The 25,095-nt window shown below is 36.7% G+C and carries 16 protein-coding genes; 12 read left to right on the plus strand and 4 right to left on the minus strand.

From position 1 onward, the window contains the following. The first annotated feature begins 50 nt into the window (after nt 1–50). On the plus strand, nt 51–1,157 hold the full coding sequence (locus ABVM52_RS07590) for a hypothetical protein (protein WP_405384811.1): 1,107 nt from the start codon (nt 51–53) through the stop codon (nt 1,155–1,157). 11 nt (nt 1,158–1,168) lie between these two features. On the opposite strand, the gene dusB is transcribed toward ABVM52_RS07590, so the two are convergent. Beyond that, nucleotides 1,169–2,167 carry a tRNA dihydrouridine synthase DusB gene (gene dusB, locus ABVM52_RS07595; protein WP_405384812.1) on the minus strand — a complete coding sequence of 333 codons (999 nt, stop codon included), beginning with the start codon at nt 2,165–2,167 and terminating at the stop codon, nt 1,169–1,171. A 206-nt stretch (nt 2,168–2,373) separates the two neighbouring features. Here dusB and ABVM52_RS07600 point away from each other — a divergent pair, with 206 nt between their 5' ends. From ABVM52_RS07600 to ABVM52_RS07610, 3 genes are read left to right on the plus strand one after another with little or no spacing between them, the layout of a single operon-like run. Further along, nucleotides 2,374–3,156, plus strand: a complete 783-nt coding sequence (locus ABVM52_RS07600) for a prolipoprotein diacylglyceryl transferase family protein (RefSeq protein WP_405384813.1) — start codon at nt 2,374–2,376, stop codon at nt 3,154–3,156. Further along, nucleotides 3,128–4,522 (plus strand): radical SAM protein, encoded by a 1,395-nt coding sequence (locus ABVM52_RS07605; RefSeq protein ID WP_405384814.1) that lies wholly within the window; start codon nt 3,128–3,130, stop codon nt 4,520–4,522. Before ABVM52_RS07600 ends, ABVM52_RS07605 begins: the two co-directional genes overlap by 29 nt. Next, a complete protein-coding gene (locus tag ABVM52_RS07610) occupies nt 4,519–4,716 on the plus strand; it encodes a hypothetical protein (RefSeq protein ID WP_405384815.1) in 198 nt (65 codons plus the stop codon). The genes ABVM52_RS07605 and ABVM52_RS07610 overlap by 4 nt, the downstream gene beginning before the upstream one ends. A 5-nt stretch (nt 4,717–4,721) precedes the next feature. Here ABVM52_RS07610 and ABVM52_RS07615 read toward each other — a convergent pair whose 3' ends face one another. Both ABVM52_RS07615 and ABVM52_RS07620 read right to left on the minus strand, forming a co-directional pair. Continuing rightward, nucleotides 4,722–7,124: a TonB-dependent receptor domain-containing protein gene (locus tag ABVM52_RS07615; RefSeq protein WP_405384816.1), complete on the minus strand. Its 2,403-nt coding sequence runs from the start codon at nt 7,122–7,124 to the stop codon at nt 4,722–4,724. A 108-nt stretch (nt 7,125–7,232) separates the two neighbouring features. After that, a complete protein-coding gene (locus ABVM52_RS07620) occupies nt 7,233–9,638 on the minus strand; it encodes an outer membrane beta-barrel protein (RefSeq protein ID WP_405384817.1) in 2,406 nt (801 codons plus the stop codon). Between the two features lie 203 nt (nt 9,639–9,841). Here ABVM52_RS07620 and lepA point away from each other — a divergent pair, with 203 nt between their 5' ends. Continuing rightward, complete coding sequence (lepA, locus tag ABVM52_RS07625) at nt 9,842–11,638, plus strand: translation elongation factor 4 (protein WP_405384818.1); 1,797 nt, start codon at nt 9,842–9,844, stop codon at nt 11,636–11,638. On the opposite strand, the gene ABVM52_RS07630 is transcribed toward lepA, so the two are convergent. Then, complete coding sequence (locus ABVM52_RS07630) at nt 11,635–13,497, minus strand: cation:proton antiporter (RefSeq protein ID WP_405384819.1); 1,863 nt, start codon at nt 13,495–13,497, stop codon at nt 11,635–11,637. The two genes, lepA and ABVM52_RS07630, sit on opposite strands and share 4 nt — an antisense overlap. Before the next feature lie 402 nt (nt 13,498–13,899). On the opposite strand from ABVM52_RS07630, the gene ABVM52_RS07635 reads away from it, so the two are divergent. From ABVM52_RS07635 to ABVM52_RS07665, 7 genes are all read left to right on the plus strand, one after another. Next, the gene (locus ABVM52_RS07635) at nt 13,900–18,093 is read left to right on the plus strand and encodes a PAS domain S-box protein (RefSeq protein ID WP_405384820.1); all 4,194 of its coding nucleotides are present in this window, start codon (nt 13,900–13,902) and stop codon (nt 18,091–18,093) included. Continuing rightward, the gene (locus ABVM52_RS07640; protein ID WP_405384821.1) at nt 18,074–18,490 is read left to right on the plus strand and encodes a response regulator; all 417 of its coding nucleotides are present in this window, start codon (nt 18,074–18,076) and stop codon (nt 18,488–18,490) included. Before ABVM52_RS07635 ends, ABVM52_RS07640 begins: the two co-directional genes overlap by 20 nt. Nucleotides 18,491–18,617: 127 nt before the next feature. Further along, nucleotides 18,618–19,484 (plus strand): MBL fold metallo-hydrolase, encoded by an 867-nt coding sequence (locus ABVM52_RS07645; RefSeq protein ID WP_405384822.1) that lies wholly within the window; start codon nt 18,618–18,620, stop codon nt 19,482–19,484. A 34-nt stretch (nt 19,485–19,518) separates the two neighbouring features. Beyond that, nucleotides 19,519–21,168: a S8 family peptidase gene (locus ABVM52_RS07650; protein ID WP_405384823.1), complete on the plus strand. Its 1,650-nt coding sequence runs from the start codon at nt 19,519–19,521 to the stop codon at nt 21,166–21,168. A 15-nt stretch (nt 21,169–21,183) separates the two neighbouring features. Beyond that, nucleotides 21,184–23,037: a M1 family metallopeptidase gene (locus ABVM52_RS07655; RefSeq protein ID WP_405384824.1), complete on the plus strand. Its 1,854-nt coding sequence runs from the start codon at nt 21,184–21,186 to the stop codon at nt 23,035–23,037. Nucleotides 23,038–23,097: 60 nt separating this feature from the next. Beyond that, nucleotides 23,098–23,481 (plus strand): ribonuclease P protein component, encoded by a 384-nt coding sequence (gene rnpA / locus ABVM52_RS07660; protein WP_405384825.1) that lies wholly within the window; start codon nt 23,098–23,100, stop codon nt 23,479–23,481. After that, nucleotides 23,462–25,090, plus strand: coding sequence for a S41 family peptidase (locus ABVM52_RS07665; RefSeq protein WP_405384826.1), 1,629 nt, complete (start codon nt 23,462–23,464; stop codon nt 25,088–25,090). The genes rnpA and ABVM52_RS07665 overlap by 20 nt, the downstream gene beginning before the upstream one ends. Nucleotides 25,091–25,095: the final 5 nt, after the last annotated feature.

A 25,095-nucleotide genomic window follows, 5' to 3' on the forward strand; every position in this document is an offset into this window, starting at 1 on the left:
TCAACAATAATCCTGTTTTTCAATAAGAAACATCATAAAACATCTAATCAATGATTAAAAAAATTATATCATTTACATGTATTGTACTCCTATCTCTTCAACTACAAGCTCAATCCTTAAAATCTAAAGGTTTTAGTGTTTACCTACCCAACTATGCAGAACAATTAGCGCCCAAACAAAGTGAAACCTATTGGGCCGAAGTAATCTTAGGACCAGAAGAGGTATTAAATTTTACAAAAGATGAATTTCAAAAAGGTCTCCAGCTTGAAGATTTTAAGGAAATTACAGGTGACGAAGCTCCAGATATGTTTTTTGCAATTGACGGTATATCAGCAGATGACCTTGAAGTTACAGGCACTATTGCTCCGATAACAAGTGACATATATAGTATTAATATATCTCCAAAAGACAACAAAAGCGTTACACTTCTTTTTTACTATAAAGAAGAATTGACACAGTTATGGCAAATACCATTATTGCCAAAAGTAGATGTTCAAGGCAATAAGATCCCTATTACCATAAACTTTTCTGAAGATGAAAAAGAAAAGTATTTAATGTTAGAAAGTGGTAGTTCCGTGCCAGATATAAGTCCGTATATGGTAGAAATGTACTTGGACAAAAAGCTTGGAAAATCTTTTCTTACGAAAATCATCAATACCATTCAAGATACCTACGACAACAATATGGTAAAGACTTACACCAATTTTTACTTTGTTAAAGACAAAAAGAACAAAGCGCTGGCAGATGAATCAAAAGCAAAACTTACAGAGATGTCAGAACTTTCTAAAGCTAGTTTGTCTACCTTGAATGCGGCAAGGGAAAATAAGAAAGAGATAGATACACACACTGCCTATTGGACCAATTTGTTGTCCAATTATGAAGACTCCAGCGACAAAAAAATAGCTAAAATTAGATGGGGCATTCTTATGAACCTTACACAGCTTTCGCTTATGATAGAAGATTTTGAAAATGCAACTATGTATTTACAACAAGCTTCTGAACTAGATGTAAAATCTAACGCGGTAAAACAAGCACAAAAAGAATTAACCAAGCTGTACTCTGATTACAAATTAAACTACAACGAAGCAACTGGAGAAAGAAAATACTCCAACGGTTATGAAGTTAGCAGTTCTGCAAAAATAATAAGAGTCTTATAAATGTATGGAGATTACGAATTCACAAATTCGTGGTCTCCAAATTTCTCTAAAACCTCATCAAAAGCGGCAAATACAGAAGCCGAATCATCGCTGGTGACCATTTTCATTCTATACTCCTTAAAGTTAGGAATACCCTTGAAATAGTTGGTATAATGCCTTCTGGTTTCAAAGACTCCCAAGGTTTCACCCTTCCAATCAATGGACATCTGTAAGTGACGACGGGCAGCTTCCACACGTTCTGCCATAGTAGGTGGCGCTAAGTGTGTTCCTGTTTCAAAATAGTGTTTTATTTCCCTAAATATCCAAGGATAACCAATACTTGCACGACCGATCATAGCGCCGTCCAAACCGTATTCATCACGCATTTTCACAGCTGCTTCCGGAGAATCTACATCACCATTACCAAATACGGGAATGTGCATTCTAGGGTTGTTCTTTACATCTCTTATAGGGTTCCAATCTGCGCTTCCCTTATACATCTGTGCGCGTGTTCTACCATGAATGGCAATTGCCGCGCAACCTACGTCTTGTAATCGTTCTGCAACCTCAACAATTTTAATAGAGCTATCATCCCAACCCAGTCTAGTTTTTACCGTAATGGGTAGGTTACTATGCTCTACCATAGCCTTGGTCAAAGAGACCATAAGGTCAATATCCTTTAAAATACCGGCTCCTGCTCCTCTTGATACTACTTTCTTTACCGGGCAACCAAAATTAATATCTATAATATCTGGTTTAGACTTTTCAACAATCTCTACAGACTGCAGCATACTGTCTAAATTGGCACCAAATATCTGAATACCTACAGGGCGTTCCTTCTCATAAATATCCAACTTCATGACACTTTTTGCTGCATCACGAATCAATCCTTCCGAAGAAATAAATTCTGTATACACCACATCGGCTCCTTGCTCTTTACAAAGGGCACGAAACGGTGGGTCGCTCACATCTTCCATAGGTGCTAAAAGCAACGGAAAATCAGGTAGTTGTATGTCTCCTATTTTAGGCACTGGCATTCTAATTTTGGGATGCAAAGTTATATAAAATTACAACAAGGGCATTATCACCCCATGTGCGATTATCAATTAGAAATATCAAGCTTAATATGTATGTAAAGGCGCGGGTTTTTAGAAAGGCTGTAAATTAGTGCCCAAATTAGGTTTTCGACTATAGTAAGACTAACATTTTATCACCCAATTCTATTGCCAAAAACATCATGACCAATTTGCACCTTATTGTCTCGCTACCATTTGAGCCTATTGTTTTTGGTGTAAAATTGAACATGCATCTTATTCTAGAGTATCTGGCTTTCTTTATTGGATTTCGATACTATGTCTTTCTTAGAAAAAGAAGTACTGATGTTATTTCATCTAACAACCGACTTTCCATTATCATAGGTGCCGTTTTTGGTGCTTTATTTCTTTCTAGAGTGATAGCCTTTTTTGAGAATCCAATAGTTCATTTTGATCAAAGTTTGCTTTATAACCTGAACAATAAAACTATTATGGGCGGACTCTTTGGTGGTTTGCTAGGCGTAGAGCTTTCTAAAAAAATTATTGGCGAAGAACACTCTTCTGGAGACCTGTTTACATTACCCATTATTCTAGGGATTATAATTGGTCGCATTGGTTGTTTTTTGGCCGGAGTTAAGGAGTTTACCTATGGAACGGAAACTACATTTTTTACCGGTATTGATTTAGGTGACGGACTCTCAAGACACCCTATTGCCCTTTACGAAGTGGTTTTTCTGTTATTTCTGTTCATTATGATCCGTAAGATTCAAAAAACTGACCTCAATCTTAAAAATGGTGACCTCTTTAAATTCTTTATGGTAACCTATTTCTCCCTTCGATTCTGTATTGAGTTTATAAAACCTAATAGTTTTTGTTTCTTAGGGCTGAGCAGCATTCAAATATTATGTTTAATTTGTTTGGTTTACTACCAAAAATTCATCCTACGGGGAATAACATATGTCAGAAAAAAACTATACCTATTATGATTTTACCTTAAGCCTTTGCCCAGAATGTTTGCGACGGGTAGATGCTAAAATCGTCTTTGAGAACGAAAAGGTGTACATGCTTAAACATTGTAAGGAACACGGTAGGTCTAAGGTTTTAATTGCTGATGATATTGAGTACTATAAGAACATTAGAAATTATAACAAAGCATCTGAGTACCCCAAAACATTCAATACAAAAACGCATTATGGTTGCCCTTATGATTGCGGCTTGTGCCCAGATCACGAGCAGCATTCTTGCCTTACGGTTATTGAACTCACGGACCGATGCAACCTTACTTGCCCTACCTGTTATGCGGGATCATCTCCCACTTATGGTAGACATAGAACATTGGAGGAAATAAAGAAAATGCTCGATGTTATCGTTAAAAACGAGGGCGAGCCAGATGTTGTTCAACTTAGTGGCGGTGAGCCAACCATACACCCTAACTTTTTTGAAATTCTAGATTATGCAAAATCACTTCCGATCAGGCATTTAATGTTGAACACTAACGGAATTAAAATTGCGAAGGATTTTGAGTTTGCCAAGCGATTAGCCACCTATGCTCCAGATTTTGAAGTGTATTTACAGTTTGATTCGTTGGATAACAAAGTGCTACAAACCCTTCGTGGTGCAGATTTGGCAGATGTACGTTTACAAGCTTTAGAGCACCTTAATAAATTAAATCTTTCCACTACGCTTGTTGTTGTTTTACAAAAAGGGCTCAACGACCATGACATGGGAAGCACCATTGACTTTGCCCTTAAACAAAAATGTGTACGAGGTGTTACTTTTCAGCCTACCCAAATTGCCGGTAGATTAGAAAATTTCGAAGTCGATGAAAACCGAATTACCCTAACCGAAGTTCGTAGAAAAATTTTAGAGCAGTCGCCCATTTTTGAGTCGGATGATTTAATTCCGGTACCCTGTAACCCTGATGCTTTGGTAATGGCTTATGCTTTAAAATTAGGAGATGAGGTAAACCCGCTTACACGTTTTATAAATCCTGATGATTTGTTGAACGAAGGTAAAAACACCATTATCTATGAACAAGATGAACAATTACATGGTAAAATGATAGAGTTGTTCAGTACTGGGAATTCCGTTGAAAAAGCGTCGGAAAATCTAAAGAGTATTATGTGCTGCCTACCAGAAATTGATGCTCCAGAGCTTGGGTATGACAACTTGTTTCGCATCATTATTATGCAATTTATAGATGCCCATAATTTTGATGTACGTGCCATTAAAAAATCATGTGTGCATATTGTAAATAAAGACTACAAGATTATCCCATTTGAAACCATGAACCTGTTTTATAGGGATGATAAAATAGAACGCTTAATAGAACTACAAAACGAAACGATATGATGTTAGAGGTAAATCTTGACGGAATCTTTGTTTTTATCTTTCTTATCATGTTTGGTCCGGCATTACTATTTCTATTAATAGGTGCCATATTATTCGCCAAACAAAAGAAAAAAGCAGGTAAGGTTTTTATGATTTTAGCAGGGGTCTATCTTTTAATTAGCCTAGGTATTTGCGGTTCCATGATGACTTCCTAGCGGCATTAAAGTCGCCTGCCTTCATCTGTGTTCTTGCGCTTATAATTGTCACGAATCTTGGTGTTGCCAAATTTGTAGCGAAAACCTAGAACAAATAACCTGTTTTCCCACCTGGAACTGATACTGTTTCGTTGATCTAAATAATTTCTGGCAGAATTATAATTGCCATTGTTGAAAATATCCTCAACTGCCAATGATAGGCTCGCCGCTTTGTTCCATAAAGTTTTTCTAAAAGCCAGACCTAATTTGCTAAAGGATTCAAATTTAGCATTACCACTAATACGAGGTGTAAAATGGGTAAAGGTAAGGTCAGCAAATAAAGATTTGTCGCTCAGTAATGTAAAACTGTTCGTGGCGCGGGTATGGGTAGTCCAAATCTCGTTTTCTACAAGAAGACCCGTTCCCGTATCCCTAAAACTATCCTTATCATAATAATGGCTAATAAGGAAGAATAATCTCCAATACGAAGTCAGGTTTTTAGAAACACTGGCATCTACACCGTAATAGTAATTTGTTTCAAGATTAATATATTGGGTACGTAGAATATTAGTGGCATTATCCTGGAAAATCTGTTGAGATTGTTCATTAGATTTTTTGCTGGCAAACAGCACGAGCTTATACGCTTTATCGAACACATAATCCAATTGAAGATAATCGCTATAGGCCGGTTTAAGGTTGGGGTTGCCTTCCTCTATAGAGTTGGCAGAATAGTAAAACTGAAAAGGATTAATATCACCGTACCTTGGTCTGGTAATCCGTCTAAAAGATTTAAGATAGAAGGCATTTTTCTCAATGGTGTATGATAGGGATAGTGACGGAAAAACATTAAAATAGGACCTAGAGGTCGTATTTGCTCCCGTACTCAATGTTCCTTTAGAATCTGTATATTCTCCCCTTAACCCTACATTCAACTTCCACTTTTCCCAATTATTATTAAGACTTACATAGCCGGCATAAATCTGTTCGTCATAATTGAAAACCCCTGAACCTGTTGGGTCCACACCATCCACCTCGGTATCAAAACCTTGTTGTAAAATACCTGCTTCAGAATTAATGGTAGCCAATCTTAAGCCGGTTTCCAAGGTTGAAGTTTTGTTAAAAGGCCACGTTAAATCGGTTTGTAAACTGTATAAATTTATAATTTGGTTAGATGACACCCCCAAGGTATTTTCAGAGGTAAATTCTGAATCTCCCTCAACGATATCATTGGTTATTGTTTGGTCTCTTTTATTGTCATAATAAGTAAAATGCGCATTGGTGGATAGTGTGGCACCATCGTCATTAATTTTATGAACCCAATCTATATAGTTTGAAGCATTAAATACATTGTTGTCCAAGGTATTTAGACCTGCCAATTGGGCGGTCAACTCACCATTTAAATCTGTGATATCTGTTTGGGAAGAAAACTGTCTAGCTTTATTAGGAGTAAAGCCTCCGTTAGACGTAATACTAAGGGTGTTCTTATCATTTAATTGAACATCCAAAAAGAGATTAAGGTTGTGCTTTTTTTCTTTGGTAATGGATTTTTGTTCCGCAGTCCAACGTTCATTTTCTTGCCCTTCTTCAAAAAAATTGGTGATTTCCGTATAGCGTGCCCAATTACGGTTGTGGCTAAAACTATAATTTGTAGAAAAATCAATTTTTTTACCTTTAAAAAAATGGTCCATCCCAACCGTATGTTTTGGTAATACGCCTTGGGTATATCTGTTAAAAACAGCACCATTATACCCAGAAACCAGATTTTTCTTCATTTTAATATCAAGCACCAACCCACCCTCTGCACTGTATTTTGCCGGCGGACTCGTAATTACTTCTATGGATTCTACATTACTCGCAGAATTACCCGTTAAAAGGTTGATGATATCCTCTTCCGGTAAATTAATTCTTTTGCCATTGATCATGATACTTACCTTAGCGCTGCCATTAATGTAAAGTTTGTTGTTCATGACCATTACACCGGGCGTACGTTTAAGCACATCCCAAATATCCCCCTCTGATAAGGCCGTATTCTCAATATTAAAAATATGCCGGTCAGCTAAATGTTCAACGGTAGGCTTTTGGTGGGTTACTACCACTTCGTCTAACATTTGTGCATTGTTCAACTTTAATGGTTGTAATTCAACATCCTTAATCACTTTAAAAGCGGGACTTTCCACCGTGGTTTCTATATAACTTGCGGCAACACTGTATTCTCCCGCCACTACAGACTTGAACACGTAAAAGCCCTCGTCATTGGTTACGGTACCCTTTATAAACTCACCCTTATCTGTCAATAAAATTATATTAGCCAATACCACTGGTTGTTCTTCTGAGTCCACAATCGATCCTGATATCGTAAAATCTTGTGCTAAGCCTAGGGACAATGAAAAAAGTAATAGTAGTAGTGTGGTAAATAAATCCCTCGTCATGTATGTTGGTTCTTGCCACTAAAATAGGAAAGTAAATCGGAAATATCTGACAGAAATGTTAAAATATTAACAGGAAAAATTGAGGTATTCGCAAAAATTTATTCCATATTAATTGTCCAAGCGCTCCCGCTCTATCTTTTCAATATCCCGTTGATTATCCTCTAAACGGAAATTACCAAAATTATAGGTGAACCCCACTTTTACATATTGGGTTTCTGGGGTGGAAAGAAACCTGTTGTCCTGATTTAAATAATTGGATGTAAAATAGGTGTTGTAACGATTTAAAAGGTCATTGGCACTAAGGCTAAGAACCATTCTATTGTCCTTAAAGGATTTTCTAAGGCCCAACGTTAAATTCATTAACTCATCTTGAATATATGAGCCCTGTAAATACCCTGATAAATATACAAAGCCCAATTCACCTTTAAAGGTACCGTCTTTGGACAGCGTAAGGTAATTGGTAAGGTCTATATAGGCCCCGTTGTATTCAAGGGCAAAGGAATTTTCATTGCTCTCGATCGCCATAAACGTTTCGTCTTCATGAAAAAGAGATATATAGCTATACAAATACCAATTGTTGGTGATAGATTTTCCATACGTGAAATCTAAGCCGTACGAAGTACTTTTTAATACGTTTTGGGTTACGTCCTTCAGTACTAAATTAGTATTGTCCTGAAAGGTCAATGTTGAAATATACCTGCCATTATCTCTATAATAAAAGTCAAAAAAATACTCTTGTTGCAGGGTATAGTTTACATTGAAATTATGACTAAAATTTGGAATTAAATTTGGGTTGCCCTCTTCAAAAGTGCGTTCGTTAATATAGGTTCTAAATGGGTTTAAATCATCATATCTAGGACGTTTAAGCTTTCTGGAATAATCAAAAGAAACACTATGGTTCTCATTTATGGTATGTAATACATAAAGCGATGGGAAAAACTCCAAGTATTCAAGATTATTGATCGTGGTAACATTTGAGGAAACCCCTGTGCTAATGGTTTGCTCTGCCCTTAGCCCAGATTTAATGCTCCATTTCTCCCAATCCTTTGAGAAACTCACATAACCGGCATATACACTTTCATCATAGGTGTAGTCATCAGATAAATTAGGAATAAACTCCGTACCATTATTCTGTAAAAAATAACCCAAGGTACTTCTAGAGTCTATAAATGAACCTTTGACACCTGTCTCGAACGAAGTACTTCCAAAATACTTGTTATAATCCAACTGTGCCGTAATTATGTCTATTTGCTGGTCTGCAATCGTTAAAAAATCAAAATCACGAATAAACGATCCGTCTGGCAAAAAGTAATCAGACCCTACGTCTTGGCTACGATTTAAATCAAAATACGTGTAGTGGGCATTTACATTTAAATTACCTTGATTTTTAAATGTATGCTTATAGGTAATGTCGCCCGAAAGGTTGTTCTTTTTCTCGTCTAGATAGCTATTGGTGGTAAAAGTAGAATCTACCATACCGGCACCGTTCCTGATTATGGTTTCTTGAAAATATTCGGCATCCCGTTTTGGTTGCAACTGAGCATTGGTGGTAAGACTTATCTTATTTCTATCATCTACATCATAATCAACAGTAAGCGCCCCAATATGTGCTTTGGTACGTATTGTTTGGTCAAAATCCGTGTCCCACATAGAAAATACACCTGTGTCATCCATAAAGTTAACGGTATTCAACAATCCTTTATATTCTTTTTTAGGAGCAAAATTATAGCTTGCGTTTACATTTAATTTTTGAGTTTTGTAAAAATGAGAGGTTCCAAAATTGTATTTAGGAAAAACTCCTTGTGTATACCCAACATTTACATCGCCTTTATATCCTACAGATACATTTTTACTGGTAACAATATTCAATATTGATCCGCCCTCGGCATCATAACTAGCAGACGGATTATACATCACCTCAACAGATTTTATATTCTCGCCCTTGTAATTCTCCAACAGACTTCTAACTTCTTCTTCAGATAATTGAACCTTACGGTTATTGATATAAATTGTAGTAGCTCTATTACGAACTTTAAGAGCATCGCCCATGACAATTACACCCGGGGTTTGCCTAAGAATATCCCATGAACTATTCTGAGAAATGACTGTGTTTTCTACATTGAAAACAATACGGTCAACTTCCCTTTTAACTACAGGTTTACTGCTTGTAACAGTTACCTCATTAAGTTGTTCTGCTTGCTGATGAATTATTACAGCTCCTATTTTTGTGTCCCTAAAAATCTCCAATGCCAGATATTCTGAACTTTGGCCAATATAGGATGCCTGTAAAAAGTAAAGGCCCTCATTAATATTCTCCATTAAGAAAACACCTTCCTCATCTGCAGAAGTGCCCTTTACCATAACAGAATCTGAAACCTGCAACAGAAAAACCGAAGCAAACGGAATGGGCTTTTCGTTTTGATCCTTTATACTTCCCTTTAGCTCAAAGGTTTGTGCAAGTATACTTTGGCATATGCCCAATGCAATCAATAAAGTGGTCAGTAGTATTTTCAATGCTAACTTGGGGTTATATATCAAATCTAATTAAAAAATCGTTGTTATCAATTGCAAAACCTATATTCCAAAAAGAAACCTAAATACATTAAATTGACCAATAGGGCAAAGTTTAGCGCTTTAATTTAGATTATATTTGCAATCGCTAAATATGAACAGCGAATATACTCCTGTTGTTTTGGCCTTTTTATTATTTTACTGCTATGAAAAACATTAGAAACTTCTGTATAATTGCGCATATTGATCATGGTAAGAGCACCCTGGCCGATCGACTCTTGGAATTTACCGGCTCTGTTACGGACCGTGAAAAAAAAGAGCAATTATTGGATAGTATGGATCTAGAAAGAGAACGTGGAATTACCATTAAGAGCCATGCCATACAGATGGATTATATATACGAAGGTGAGGAATATGTGCTCAATTTAATTGATACTCCCGGCCATGTTGATTTTTCATATGAAGTATCTCGCTCCATTGCAGCTTGTGAAGGAGCTTTGTTGGTAGTAGATGCTGCACAGAGTATACAGGCACAGACCATATCTAACCTTTATTTGGCATTGGAGAACGACCTTGAGATTATTCCTGTTTTGAACAAGGTAGATTTACCAAGTGCCAACCCAGAAGAGGTTACAGACGATATTGTTGATCTATTAGGTTGTAAGGCAGAGGAAGTTATTCCTGCAAGTGCTAAGACAGGTATTGGTATTGAAGAAATCTTAAGTGCTATTATAGAGCGTATTCCTGCTCCAAAAGGTAATCCTGACGAAGCTTTGCAGGCCTTGGTGTTCGACTCTGTATACAACCCGTTCAGAGGAGTGGAAACTTACTTTAGGGTCGTAAACGGATCTATTAAAAAGGGGCAAAAGATAAAGTTCGTAGCTACCGATAAAAGTTACTTTGCCGATGAGGTAGGTACGCTAAAATTAATACAGCATCCTAAAAAAGAAATTAAGGCCGGTGATGTAGGTTATTTAATTACCGGAATCAAAGATGCCCGGGAAGTAAAAGTTGGTGATACGATAACCGATTCTGCCAACCCTACAAAGAATCCTATAGGCGGGTTTGAAGATGTGAAGCCTATGGTATTTGCAGGTATCTACCCTGTTGATACAGAGGATTTTGAAGAGCTTAGATCATCCATGGAAAAATTGCAGTTGAACGATGCCTCCTTGGTGTTTTCCGCAGAAAGTAGTGCTGCCTTAGGTTTTGGATTCCGTTGTGGGTTCTTGGGTATGCTGCATATGGAGATTATACAGGAACGCTTGGAGCGTGAATTTGATATGACGGTAATCACTACGGTACCAAACGTAAGTTACCATGCCTTTACAAGAAAAGATCCAGATGTACCTTTAATTGTAAACAATCCTAGTGATTTACCTGATCCCTCTACTATAGACCGTGTAGAAGAACCATATATTAAAGCTACTATTATTACCAAGTCTGATTTTGTTGGCAACGTTATGTCCCTATGTATAGAAAAAAGAGGGCAAATTACCAACCAAACCTATTTGACGACTGAACGTGTTGAGCTTAATTTTGATATGCCTTTGGCAGAAATTGTATTTGATTTCTATGACCGACTTAAAACGGTTTCCAAAGGATATGCATCTTTTGATTATACCCCAATAGGTATGCGTGAATCCAAACTGGTGCGTGTAGATATTTTATTAAACTCGCAAACCGTAGATGCGCTTTCTGCATTAATACATTTTGATAGCGCTACCACTATTGGCAAGAAAATGTGCGAGAAATTAAAGGAGCTTATACCTAGACAACAGTTTGATATTCCTATACAAGCTGCTATTGGTTCAAAAATTATTTCCAGGGAAACCATTAAGGCTTTACGTAAAGATGTAACCGCCAAATGTTATGGTGGTGATATCTCCCGTAAAAGAAAGCTTTTGGAAAAGCAGAAAAAAGGTAAAAAACGAATGCGCCAGGTGGGTAATGTAGAAATACCGCAAGAAGCTTTTATGGCCGTATTAAAATTGAACGATTAACGTTTTTCTTTCTTTTCGTCCTTTTTCTCAGAATCATCTGTAGGGAACATTTTACCTAAATAGGCCAATTTGTACCCTTTTTGGATATCTGTAAAGTCTTTACTAAAAGCCGTAATGATTTGTATATCGCCTTCAGGATCCTTTAAAAATAAAGGTACAATATCATTGTCCGCCTTGGTGATTTCTATGAGGCCCTCATAATGTTCCGTATCATGTAATTCAATTTCATGGATGGCAGGAAATTTTCGGGCGGCTTCCGCTAGTTTAATAAAATCATCCGTATGAGAGAATAGTCCTTCCTTGGGGTTTTTCTCCGGATCGTTCATTTCATCTGCATCTACCAATCTAAAGGAGCCGTTTTCCCCAAATGCATCTTGAAATTTGTTTATGGCATATTTGTTAATATCGGAATTTCCGGTCAGTGCCATTAAATAGCCAATATCGTTAAGCTCAATATTGTCAGTAAGATTGTCGGAATATACATTGGCAGAGAACGCTTCTAATCCTAGTTTACTGGCCTTGTCAATATTGGTTTGGTTATTGTCTATCAATACCACATGTCTATCGTTCTTGTGTAAATAATCTCCAATTAACCTTGACGCCTTAGAGGCTCCCAAAATTAAAATACCTTCTGATTTCTTTAAGAACACGCCCACAAATTTTGCGAAAATACGCGCGGTAGTGGCATTTAAAAGTACCGTTCCTAAAACGATCATAAAGACCAATGGGGTAATATACTCTGCCCCCGGCTCTCCTTTGGATAAAAGTTTTGAACCGAACAATGAGGCTATACCTGCCGCTACAATACCCCGTGGCCCCACCCAGCTAATGAACATTTTTTCATTAAACTTTAAATTGGAACCTATGGAACTTATAAATACGCCAAGAGGTCTAATAATCAACACAATGCTTAAGAACAATGCAATGGTCTTCCAAGTAAATATTAATTGTAGGTCTGCAATATTTATATTGGCAGACAATAGGATAAATAATATAGAAATCAATAATATGCTCAGCGATTCCTTAAAGTATAGCAATTCTTTTATATTGGGCAGCTCCGTATTCCCCATAACCATACCCATAACCACCACCGCCAAAAGACCAGATTCATGGGCAAATATATCTGACATAACAAATACCCCAAGTACTACGGAGAGTGTAGCTACGTTCAAGAGATAATGTGGTATAAAATTCTTCTTTATCAAAATTGTCAAGGCATGGGCAAAAGTGAAACCAAATGTAAAGCCGAACAATAAAATTTTCCCGAACTCTATAAGTGCTGTCATCGTATACGCCTGACCTTCACCTACACTAATAAACTCATATACCAATACTGCGGCCAAGGCGCCTATTGGATCTATAAGAATACCTTCCCATTTTAATATTGCGGACACATCTTTCTTAAGGGGTATATTTCTTAAGATCGGGGTTATTACCGTGGGGCCGGTCACAATAATCAGTGCTGAAAATAAAAAACATAATTGCCATGATAGGCCAAAAAGAAAATAGGCGGCAAAGGCGGCACCAAAAAAAGTGGTTATACTACCTAAGGTTATCAATTTTGTGATTACCGGGCCAATACTTCTAATTTCTGATCGCTTTAGGGTCAGACCTCCTTCAAATAAGATGATACTTATGGCCAATGACACAAAATAATATAGGCTTTCTCCAGGAAACAACCCTTTGGCCCCGTTCCAAATAGGTTCTATTATTTTTGAACCATCTTCTGTATATAAAGAAGATATAGGCCCTACCAAAAGACCAATAAGAATTAACGGTAAAATTGCAGGAAGTTTTAAACGCCATGCCACCCATTGTGCGAGTATTCCCAAAATTATAATTCCTGCCAGTTCTAGCATATTCTGTATTTTGGTTAAAAATAACAATTTAACGGTATTAAATACTATAAAGTCTAAACCTAAACCTAGCATTTTTGAACCGATAAAAAATAATAAGATGTCCTTAAAGGTTTGTACCCAAGACTAGAGCTACTCTAGTTTGAAGAATCTAGTCTAAAAATTCAATTTGTTACATACTACTAACCGTTGCCATTAAAAATAGCTAGGCAGCCATATTTTTTTAAAGTAATATTTAAAGACCTATTTCGCCTTAATCCGCTTTGTCTTACAAAATTTGTAGAATTTAACTGTAGTTTAAAATCATTTTTTAACTTTACTAACGTTCTCCCAAACGTAATACATCCTATTAATGAATGGTTAACATGTTGGCAGAACCTATTTGGTATTTCAAAACATTCTTAAATGTTTGAAAAAAAACGCTTTTCCATATTTAAAAAACCCCTCTTAATTGGGTTCTTGGTATTTCTGCTTTCTTTCATAGTTCTTCAAGCATTTATATATCAAAGAGTTCAATTACGTTTAAAAGAGGAACAACAACGTGTTCATAATAGGGCATTAAAGTTAAAAGACGACCTTCATCTTGCCATAGGAGAAAGCTATTTAACTACCCAAACACTATCGTATATTGTTGAAAATTACGGTATACCTAAAAACTTTGATAGTATTTCAAAGTTTTTATTGAGCAATAATGCCCATGTAGACGCTTTAGAACTTGTTAACGGGGAAGGAACTATTACCCATGTTTATCCTTTACAAGAAAATGAGGTTTTAGGGTTTAATATTTTTAAGGATTCCGTTGCCAAAAAAGGAGCTTTATTAAGTAAAGAAATAGACGACCACTTTACTATTGGCCCTATTCGATTAAAACAAGGGGGAGTTGGCTTTGTATCAAGAAAGCCTATCTATAATGACAAAGGTTTTGCTGGATTTGCGGCGGCCGTCATGAAATTATCCACTATCATTGACCTTATAGAAACATCCTCTCAAGACAATGCCGATTTATTATATCAGCTGGCAAAAATAAATGATGACAATACCGAAGAGGTTTTTTATTCTTCTCAAAATATTGCGCTTGAAAATGCTATAAATGTACCTATAACCACCCAACAGGGAGAATGGAAACTCTATGTAATATCTAACAATTACCGTTCCTACACTAATTTTTGGCCTCTGTCTATCTTAGGTCTAATCTTTTCCTTGATCTGCGGCGCTTTTGTTTGGTCTATAACCCGCCAACCCATAAAACTGAACCAAATGGTTCAAGAAAAAGTCAACTTATTAAAAGAAAACCAACAGAAGTACGAAACCTTAGTGGAACAAGCTTCCGACGGTATTGTTGTTTCAAATAAAGCTGGGGAAATCCTTGACATCAATGAAACGGGTGTCTTAATGTTTGGGTATACCAAAAATGAAATACTACAAAAAAACTTTAATGACCTGGTTTCTCCAGAAGATTTGGCCCAACTACCCTTGCGCTACCATAAAATAACAAAGGAAAAACCATTTGTTTCTGAAAGGAATATGATCCGTAAAGACGGTAGTACGTTTTCCGGAGAAATTAGTTCCAAAGTTTTACCCGATAACACCGTTCAAGGCATAGTTAGAGACGTTTCAGAAAGGAAAAACCTTGAAAAAATAGCACAGAACAATTTAAAAATCTTTAGTAAGGCCTTTAACAATAGTACTATTGGTATGACCATTAGGGATGAAAACAAACTTTTAGTTGATGCCAATACCTGCTTTCTGACATTGACCGGATATCATCTTGAAGATATTAAAGGAAAATCTTTTGCCGAACTGGGGCTTGTAGACAACGAAGATCTTACTAACGAGGATTCACCAACCTTTTCTTTGGTCCATGCCAATAGGATCGATAAAATGGAGGTAGACATTATAGATAAAACAGGGAAAATCTTGCATGTATTGGCTTCTGTAGAACCATTTGAATTTGAGAATAGAAATTTATGTCTTTCTACATTTATCGATCAGACCGATACTAAAAAAGCACATGTAAATCTTCGTCGACGAGAAAAAGAATACAGGCAGTTGACAGAACGTATATCTGACGCTTTCGTTTCTTTTGATCAGGATTGGAGGTTTAAGAGCATTAATGCCCGAGCAGCAAAAATTGTTGGCATGAATGTAGAGAAAATGATTGGTAAAAATTTATGGGAAGTCTATCCTTCTTTCAAAGACTCAGAAGCCTATGCCGTTTTTACCAATGCCATGAAAACGCAGGAGTATACCCATTTTGTACAATATCATGCCTCACATAATAGCTGGATAGAGAACCATTTGTATCCTTCAAAAGATGGTCTGTCCATATATTTTAGAAACATTACCAAGAAAAAACAGGCAGAACTTGAAAAACAGCAATTAATAGCCTTGGTTGAGAACAGTCCCGGTTTTATTGGATTGGCAACCTTAGAAGGAAAATCTATCTATGTGAACAAGGCCGGTAAACAATTAATAAATATTGCGCCTAAGGATGACATTTCTAATATAAGTATTCTAGATTATTTCCCTACTGATCAAAAGGGTGTTGTTAAGTCTAGTCTTTTACCGGAAGTTCTTGAAAATGGTATTTGGACCGGTGAAATATCGTTTAAAAACTTCAAAACCAAGGAGCTTATACCCTTAGAACTTTCCAGTTTCTTGATCCGTGATAAACAAAATAACCCAATTGCCGTGGGTTATATTGCCTTTGACCTGACCGAACATAAGAAAAACCAATCTGAAATACTTGAACTTAAAAGTAAAATGGATACGGCTATACGCATAGCTAAAATAGGGTATTGGGACTGGAACTTAGAAACCGGTATTATTGATTGGTCTGAGAGAATGTATGAGATTTACGATGTAAAGCCAGGAACTGTAATTACAGACAAAATGGTTCAAAATTTAATCCATCCGGACGACCTTGACCACCACAATAAAATTTTAGAACAATTAGGTACCGATAAGGCGGCCAACAATTTCACGTACAAAACCATTAACGCTAATGGGGTTGTTAAATATGTCTTGGTAGAAATGGAAGTTGTTGAGGATGAAAACAATAAGCCTATACGGTATAGGGGAACCGTAATCGATATTACAAAACAAAAAGAAGCGGACAACAAAATCATTGACTTACAGTCTAAAATGAACGCCGCCATTAGAATAGGAAAGTTTGGGTATTGGAACTGGAACATGGAAGGTAATATCGTAGAATGGTCTAAAGAAATGTATAGCATTCATGAGGTAGAGCCCAACACCGTCATGACGGTTGACATGGTCAAGGATATTATTTATGTAGAAGACCGATATTTATTGGAAAACCGTTTAAACGTAAAAATGGGTGAAGAAAGTAATTCTCCCAGTATGTACAGAGTTTTATTACAGGATAATACCTTTAAATATATTCTTGCTTTTTCAGAATTAGTATATGACAAAAAAGGAAAGCCCATAAGGTATCATGGAACAGCTATGGACATTACCAACAGTGTATTGGCAGAAGAAGCTTTGAAGGAAAGCCGGGAGAAATTTGAAAAAGCCTTTCAAAATAATTTAATGGGTTTGCTTATTATTGACTCTGATAGAAAGGTATTAGAAGCAAATTCAACCGTGCTGACATTCTTTAACCTGAAAAAGAATGATCTTATAGGGAAAACCGTATTAGAGTCCGGGGCCATTATAATGGATGAAAACGATAATGAAAAAAGAATTAAATTATGGTCTAATTTTAATAAAAAGGGGCGACTAAAAAATCATGAGTTTAAAGTGACCTTGGCCAATGGTAAACGAAAAACCTTGCTAATTTCTATAGAGCCACTCTTTTACAACAACAAAAAAAATTATTTGGCGACATTAATAGATGACACCAAACGTAAGGATGCTGAAGACGCTTTAGCATTACAAAACTTGCAGCTTAAAAAAACCAATTCAGAATTGGATAGTTTTGTGTATAGTGCTTCGCACGAACTAAGGGCCCCACTTACTTCCGTTTTGGGACTTATTGACCTTAGTATATCGGAAAATAAATCCCCAGAATTATTGACCAATCTAAAAATGATGGAAAAATCAATAAACAGGTTGGATGATTTTATTAGGGATATTATAGCATATTCAAGAAACAAACATTTAGAGGTTAGCAAAGAGCCTATTTCTTTTAATCAGCTTATAGAAAGCTCCATAGATACTTTTTGGTACCTAGAAAACACGAAAAACATAAAATTTAACGTTACTATCAATGATAAAATACCTTTTGCTTCGGATACAAAAAGAATTTCAATATTATTGAATAACTTTATTTCCAATGCCATTAAATATCATGACCCATCTAAAAACAACCCAACAATATGGATAGATATCACTACTTCAAAAAAGGAAGGGATCATAGTGATCAAGGATAATGGTCTTGGAATGGAAGAGGAGCAAATAGAGCGTATTTTTGATATGTTCTATAGAATATCATCCCAAATTATGGGTACCGGTATAGGCTTATTTATCGTTAAAGAGATTATGACAAAATTAAACGGCACGATCAATGTTACATCATCCTTGGGAGAAGGATCAATCTTTACATTAAAATTACCAAATGAATCAAGAAAAAAATAATCAAGCACTTTCCGTATTGCTAATAGATGACTCCGACGTCGATAACTTTATCAATAAGGCAATCATTTCAAAAGAAAAATGTGTAGACTCTATAATCATTAAATCTTCTGGAACAGATGCCCTTACCTATTTAAAAAGTATTGTCAATACTCCAGAAACGCATCCAGATGTAATATTCTTGGACATTAGAATGCCTAGAATGAACGGTTTTGAATTTTTGGACGAGTATGTAAAATTGCCCGAAGAAATTAAAATACATCCACAAATATTCATTTTAAGCTCTTCACTAGATCCCGTAGATAGTGAAAAAGCGGAAAAATATAGTTTTATAAAGGGTCATCTTTCAAAACCACTAGCTCACCATAACCTTGCGGAGCTACTGTTAAAAGAAGCTTAACAAAGCTTTTTAAGCTACTAAATTTGGCCATTTAAAAGCCAAATAACCTTCTTTGGCCCAAGAACATAAATGATAATATATTCTTAATAATCTTATCATTTCATGTGCTTTTATTATTTTGCCCTTTATGAAAATTTATCCTGTAGAAACCGGTAACTTTAAATTGGACGGAGGGGCCATGTTCGGTGTTGTTCCCAAGACCATTTGGCAGAAAACAAATCCTGCAGATGCCAATAACCTTATCGATATTGCCGCACGCAGTCTTTTAATTGAAAATGGTGATCGGTTAGTTTTGGTAGATACCGGAATGGGCAACAAACAGTCCAATAAGTTTTTTAGCTATTACAACCGTTGGGGAAATTTTAATTTGGACAAGTCATTAAAAGAACATGGTTTTCATAGAGATGATATTACCGATATTTTTTTGACCCACCTACATTTTGACCATTGCGGTGGAGCTATACAATGGAACAAGGACAGAACGGGTTATGAACCGGCATTTAAAAATGCAAAATTTTGGACCAATGAAAACCATTGGAAATGGGCAACCCAACCAAACCCTAGGGAGAAGGCTTCTTTCTTGACCGAAAATCTTATTCCTATGCAAGAAAGTGGTCATTTACATTTTATAGAAGGTTCAGACTCTAACTTTATGTCCAATTCTATATTAGGTTTTGATATTCGCTTCGTGGACGGTCATACAGAAAAACAAATGTTGCCACAATTTACATATCAAGAAAAGACCATTGTTTTTATGGCCGATCTAATACCTACCGTGGGGCACATTCCATTACCTTATGTAATGGGTTATGACACTAGGCCGCTATTAACTATGAACGAAAAGGAACTTTTTTTAAATGAGTCCGTGGAAAACCAATACTATCTTTTCTTTGAACATGATGCCCACAACCAACTTTGTACTTTAAAACACACCGACAGAGGTGTGAGACTGGACCAAACGTATACCTTTCAGGAAGTTTTTGGTCAATACTAATTTTAACTCTTAAAACTAATTTCATTACGTATATATGACAAATACATATTTTAAACCCCTGATAATTATTTCCTTGGTCACTTTATTTACAAGTTGTGGCAGTACTAGCCCTGCTTCTAGTGGCGGATTAATTCTTACCCCTGTTGAAAACATAGATGCTACCCCTCTAAAAATTTCTGACCTAACAGATGATGAAAAGAAAAACTGGGGACATTTAGACCTGGTTGCGGACACAATACCGGGCATGAGCATCAACAAAGCATACGATGAAATAATAAAGAACAGAAAAGGCACCAAAACAATTGTGGCCGTCCTTGACTCAGGAATTGATCTAAACCATGAAGACCTTGATGGTGTGCTATGGACCAATACTAAAGAAAAGGCCGGTAATAATATTGATGATGATGGCAATGGTTACATTGACGACATTCACGGTTATAATTTTCTAGGCGAATCTTACAATGAACAATTGGAATTTGTACGTATGCTACGCTTAAATATTGGAGATGCGGCAACCTTGTCCAAAGCAAAGGCAGAATTGGATAAAAAATATAATGAAGCCTTACAGGGCAAACAACAATATGAGCAGATATATCAAGCTGTAAAAAATGCCGACTCAGAAGTTAAAGCCTATTTGAAAAAAGACGTTTATACTAAAGAGGATCTTGCAGGTATTGAGGCAACTAGCGAGGCAATGCAGAGAAACAAAGCCATCCTAAATCAAATGTTCAGTATAAAGGATGCCATACCAGATGTTTTAAAGGAATTGCAAAACGGTATTAAGCATTATACGGAACAACTAAATTATAATCTTAATAAAGATTTTGATGGTAGAACCGTAGTTGGTGACAATGCTTATGACATAACAGATACTGATTATGGCAACGGAAACCCAAAAAACAGGGTAGATGATGAAAGCCACGGAACGCATGTTGCCGGTATTATAGCTGCAGAACGCAATAATGGCAAAGGAGTCAACGGTGTGGCCAATAATGTAGCCATTATGAGTATTAGGGCAGTTCCTAATGGTGATGAATATGATAAGGATATTGCACTTGGCATTCGTTATGCCGTAGATAACGGAGCAAGAATCATAAACGGCAGTTTTGGTAAATCATTTTCCCCAAAGGCAGAATGGGTGTATGAGGCCATTAAATATGCAGCGGAAAACAATGTGCTTTTTGTACATGCAGCAGGAAATGACGGCGCTAATTTAGATGACCCGAACAATGGAAATTATCCAAATGACCAAATAAACAATGGTCCGGAAATGACGGATAATGTATTGACCGTAGGTGCCCTTAACCCTAAATATGGTTCGGAATTGGTAGCATCCTATTCTAATTATGGTGCTATTAATGTTGATATTTTTGCTCCAGGTACAGATATCTATTCTACCTACCCAAATAATACATATGAGTTTTCACCAGGTACTTCAATGGCCGCTCCGGCGGTAGCAGGTATTGCCGCACTGGTTATGTCACAATATCCGTCATTAACCGCAGCACAGGTAAAACAAATAATATTACGATCTGGACTACCTATAAAATCAAAAGTAATTTTGGGCGGAGATAACAGTCAAAGCGCCTCTTTAAAAGAAATTTCCACTTCTGGAAAAATTGCCAATGCTTACAACGCCCTAGTTATGGCTGGGCAAGTAGCATCAGGAAAAATGAAATTATAAAACGAACTCAATATTATGACAAAATCTATTTTTACCCTACTCGCTGTTTTAAGTCTCGTTGTCGTATCGGCCCAAAACAAGTCCGGCTATTGGCAACAACATGTAGATTATACCATGGAAGTTAACATGGACGTAGAGACTTTTCAATATACCGGTACCCAAAAATTGGTATATACCAATAATTCTCCAGATGAATTAAACCGTGTGTACTTCCACTTATATTTCAATGCTTTTCAGCCTGGCAGCGAAATGGATATTAGATTACAGAATATTGCAGATCCAGACGGTAGAATGGTCAATGAAGATAAAGTAAGCAGGATTTCGCTTCTATCCGATTCTGAAATGGGATATCTTCATGCTACCTCCTTGACCCAAGATGGCAATAAGGTCAACTATTCAGAAGAAGGTACCGTATTGGTCGTTGACCTTGATCAACCTATAGCTCCAGGAGAACAGACTACCTTTAACATGGACTTTAAAGGCCAAGTACCTTTACAGATAAGGCGATCAGGAAGAAATAGCGAGGAGAATATAGCCCTATCCATGAGCCAATGGTATCCAAAACTGGCAGAGTATGATTTTGAAGGTTGGCATGCAGACCCCTATATAGCAAGGGAATTTCATGGGGTATGGGGAGATTATGATGTAAAGTTGACCCTAGATAAAAATTATACCGTAGGAGGCACGGGGTATCTACAAAATGCCGATGAAATAGGTCATGGTTATGAATCCCCGGGAACCAAAGTAAAGAAACAGAAAGGAAAAACCCTTACTTGGCATTTTAAAGCTCCTATGGTCCATGACTTCATGTGGGCTGCGGACCCAGAATATGTACACGATGTTCAACAAGTACCTAATGGCCCAACATTACATTTCTTTTATAAAGACGACCCAAAATTGTTGGAAAACTGGAAAAAGCTTCAACCTAAAACGGTAGAAGCTATGGAGTTTTTCAGCAAGAATATTGGTGAATACCCTTATGATCAATACTCCGTTATACAAGGGGGCGATGGCGGCATGGAATACGCCATGTCCACTTTAATAACCGGTGACCGTAAATTTGGTAGCCTTGTTGGCGTAATGGCACACGAGCTGGCACATTCTTGGTTTCAGCACATACTTGCTACCAATGAGGCCAAACATGAATGGATGGATGAAGGATTTACCTCTTTTATCTCTAGACTTTGTATGAGCGAAATTATGGATTCTGACAAGGACAATCCTTTTGAAGGAACTTACAAAGGATACAGGAACTTGGCACTTTCAGGAAAGGAACAACCCCAAACCACTTATGCTGATCGCTATGCCTTAAATTTTGCATATGGTATTTCTGCCTATAGCAAAGGTTCCATATTTTTATCTCAATTGGGTTATGTCATTGGTCAGGATAAATTAATGGAAACCCTTCGTAAATATTATACCGACTTTAAATTCAAGCACCCGGTTCCCAATGATTTTAAAAGAGTTGCCGAAAAAGTTTCACAGATGGAATTGGATTGGTATTTGACCGATTGGACACAAACTACAAATACCATAGATTATACTATTAAAGAGGTAGAGGCCAAAGATAATGCTACCAAAATAACTTTAGAAAGAGTTGGTCTTATGCCTATGCCCATAGACATTTTAGTGGTATATGAGGATAATACCAAAGAAACTTTTTATGCACCTCTAAGAATGATGCGAGGTGAAAAAGACAATCCTTATGCAGATATTGAAAGGACGGTTCTGGAAGATTGGCCTTGGGCTTACCCCACTTATACGTTTGATATTGAAAAACCAATGTCATCTATCAAAGCCATTGTCATTGATCCTTCTCAGCTCATGGCAGATGTTAACCTTGAAAACAATGTTTGGCAAGCTGAATAATTAATAGGAATATTAAGGATGTTCCCTTTTAGGGGCATCCTTCTTTTATAGTACCCATACATGAATCAGTCTTTTGGAAAAAAGGAAAAACTTAAAAGTAAAGTGCTCATCACCAAAATTTTTGATGAGGGCAAGGGTATTTCCAGTTTTCCATTAAAATTGATTTACTTACCCGTTACAACCCAAACCGTTTCCTTTAAGACCGGCGTTACGGTTTCTAAACGAAATTTTAAAAGTGCCGTAGACAGAAATAGAATTAAACGTTTGCTCAGAGAGGCCTATAGACTTAATAAAGCCCTTGTTTTTAACAATACGCAGGGTAACTTTGCGTTTCTATTTTTATACCTTGGTAAGGATATGCCATCCTTTGAGCAATTAGATCATAAAATGAAGCTCGTTTTAAATAAGTTTAAGCTACAGATCAATGAAAAAAATACTCAGTAAAAAAATACTTGTTCCGATCATTGCCATTGCCTTTCTCTTTGTAGGTAGTAGTTATAAAAGTGATTTTTTTGAAATAGCCAAGCAAATCGAAATTTTTACCACCTTGTTCAAAGAGTTGAACATGAACTATGTAGATGAGACCAACCCTGCAGAGTTAATGGATACCGCCATTAAGAATATGCTTGAAGAGTTAGACCCCTACACCAAATTTTTGAACGAACAGGATGTGGAGACGTATAGAATAAATAATGCAGGGGAGTATTCTGGAATAGGCGCATTGGTACGTACCTATAAAGATAAGTTGTTGATCATAGAACCTCATGAGGGTTATCCGGCAGATAAGGCGGGTTTAAAGGCCGGTGATGAAATCATTCAAATTGGAGATATCAAGGTGGCAGATTTTAAAGAAAACGCAAGTGAGCTTCTAAAAGGAGCTAATGGCTCGTCTATTAATGTAACGTATAAAAGACAGGGCTCCGTAAAAACGACTACCATTACAAGAGAGGGTATAGAAGTAGATGCCGTGCCGTTCTATAAATTGATCAATGATGAGACCGGGTATATTGTACTATCAAAATTTAATGCAAAAGCTAGTGAACAGACTAAGTCCGCACTTGTGGACCTTAAGGAAAAAGGGGCAAAAAGTATTATTTTAGATCTTAGGGACAATCCTGGTGGATTACTTTCAGAAGCCATTAACGTTACCAACCTATTTGTGCCAAAGGGAGAATTGGTGGTGACGACAAAATCCAAAGTAAAAAAATTCAATAGGGAATACCATACCAAAAATCAACCAGTTGATGAACAAATCCCTTTAGTGGTATTAGTGAACGGTAGTAGCGCCTCGGCAAGTGAAATTGTTTCAGGAAGTTTACAAGATTTAGATAGGGCCGTGGTTATGGGTGCCCGTAGTTTTGGAAAAGGTTTGGTACAGCGCCCGTTGAAATTAACATACGGCACACAACTTAAGGTTACCATTTCTAGATATTATACCGCATCTGGTCGTTGCATACAGGCTCTTGATTACTGGAATAGGGATGAAGGAGGAAACGCCGTAAGAAATACCCAATTCAATGATTTCTTTACCAGAAACGGTAGAAAGGTTCAAGACGGTGGTGGTATATTACCCGATATTGAAATAGCTACGGTCAAAACCAATGACCTTACCTTGGCCCTGCTTCAAAACAATGTCATCTTTGACTATGCCACTGATTTTCATTATAAAAACGATTTTGAGCAGGTTACCGATTTTAAATTTACCGATGCTGATTTCAATGCGTTCAAGAATTATGTTAAACAAAGTAATTTCTCATTTGAAACCAAAGCGGAAATAGCCATTAAAAAGGCACTCTCCGGTAATGAAAACGATTTTTTGGGTACAGATGTCAAGGATAGTTACAAAAATCTTTTAGCCAATATTGAAAAAGGTAAAATAAACGCCTTGGATAAATACCAAAGTGAAATTCAAAAGAACCTGGAAGATGAAATTGTTAAACGCTACTTTTACAGGGACGGATTATATCAATATTACCTAAAAAACGATGATGCCATATTAGCGGCAACGGAATTATTGAAAAATACGGGCAAATACAATAATGTACTAAAGTAATTCTG

Source organism: Maribacter sp. LLG6340-A2 (assembly GCF_045057105.1).
GTDB lineage: Bacteria > Bacteroidota > Bacteroidia > Flavobacteriales > Flavobacteriaceae > Maribacter.

Coding starts and splice junctions, on each gene's coding strand:
- ABVM52_RS07600 (WP_405384813.1), top strand. CDS start 2,374: ATGACCAATTTGCACCTTATTGTCTCGCTACCATTTGAGCCTATTGTT.
- ABVM52_RS07665 (WP_405384826.1), top strand. CDS start 23,462: ATGAAAAAAATACTCAGTAAAAAAATACTTGTTCCGATCATTGCCATT.
- rnpA (WP_405384825.1), top strand. CDS start 23,098: ATGAATCAGTCTTTTGGAAAAAAGGAAAAACTTAAAAGTAAAGTGCTC.
- lepA (WP_405384818.1), top strand. CDS start 9,842: ATGAAAAACATTAGAAACTTCTGTATAATTGCGCATATTGATCATGGT.
- ABVM52_RS07610 (WP_405384815.1), top strand. CDS start 4,519: ATGATGTTAGAGGTAAATCTTGACGGAATCTTTGTTTTTATCTTTCTT.
- ABVM52_RS07605 (WP_405384814.1), top strand. CDS start 3,128: ATGTCAGAAAAAAACTATACCTATTATGATTTTACCTTAAGCCTTTGC.
- ABVM52_RS07635 (WP_405384820.1), top strand. CDS start 13,900: ATGTTTGAAAAAAAACGCTTTTCCATATTTAAAAAACCCCTCTTAATT.
- ABVM52_RS07655 (WP_405384824.1), top strand. CDS start 21,184: ATGACAAAATCTATTTTTACCCTACTCGCTGTTTTAAGTCTCGTTGTC.
- ABVM52_RS07650 (WP_405384823.1), top strand. CDS start 19,519: ATGACAAATACATATTTTAAACCCCTGATAATTATTTCCTTGGTCACT.
- ABVM52_RS07590 (WP_405384811.1), top strand. CDS start 51: ATGATTAAAAAAATTATATCATTTACATGTATTGTACTCCTATCTCTT.
- ABVM52_RS07640 (WP_405384821.1), top strand. CDS start 18,074: ATGAATCAAGAAAAAAATAATCAAGCACTTTCCGTATTGCTAATAGAT.
- ABVM52_RS07645 (WP_405384822.1), top strand. CDS start 18,618: ATGAAAATTTATCCTGTAGAAACCGGTAACTTTAAATTGGACGGAGGG.
- ABVM52_RS07630 (WP_405384819.1), bottom strand. CDS start 13,497: ATGCTAGAACTGGCAGGAATTATAATTTTGGGAATACTCGCACAATGG.
- ABVM52_RS07615 (WP_405384816.1), bottom strand. CDS start 7,124: ATGACGAGGGATTTATTTACCACACTACTACTATTACTTTTTTCATTG.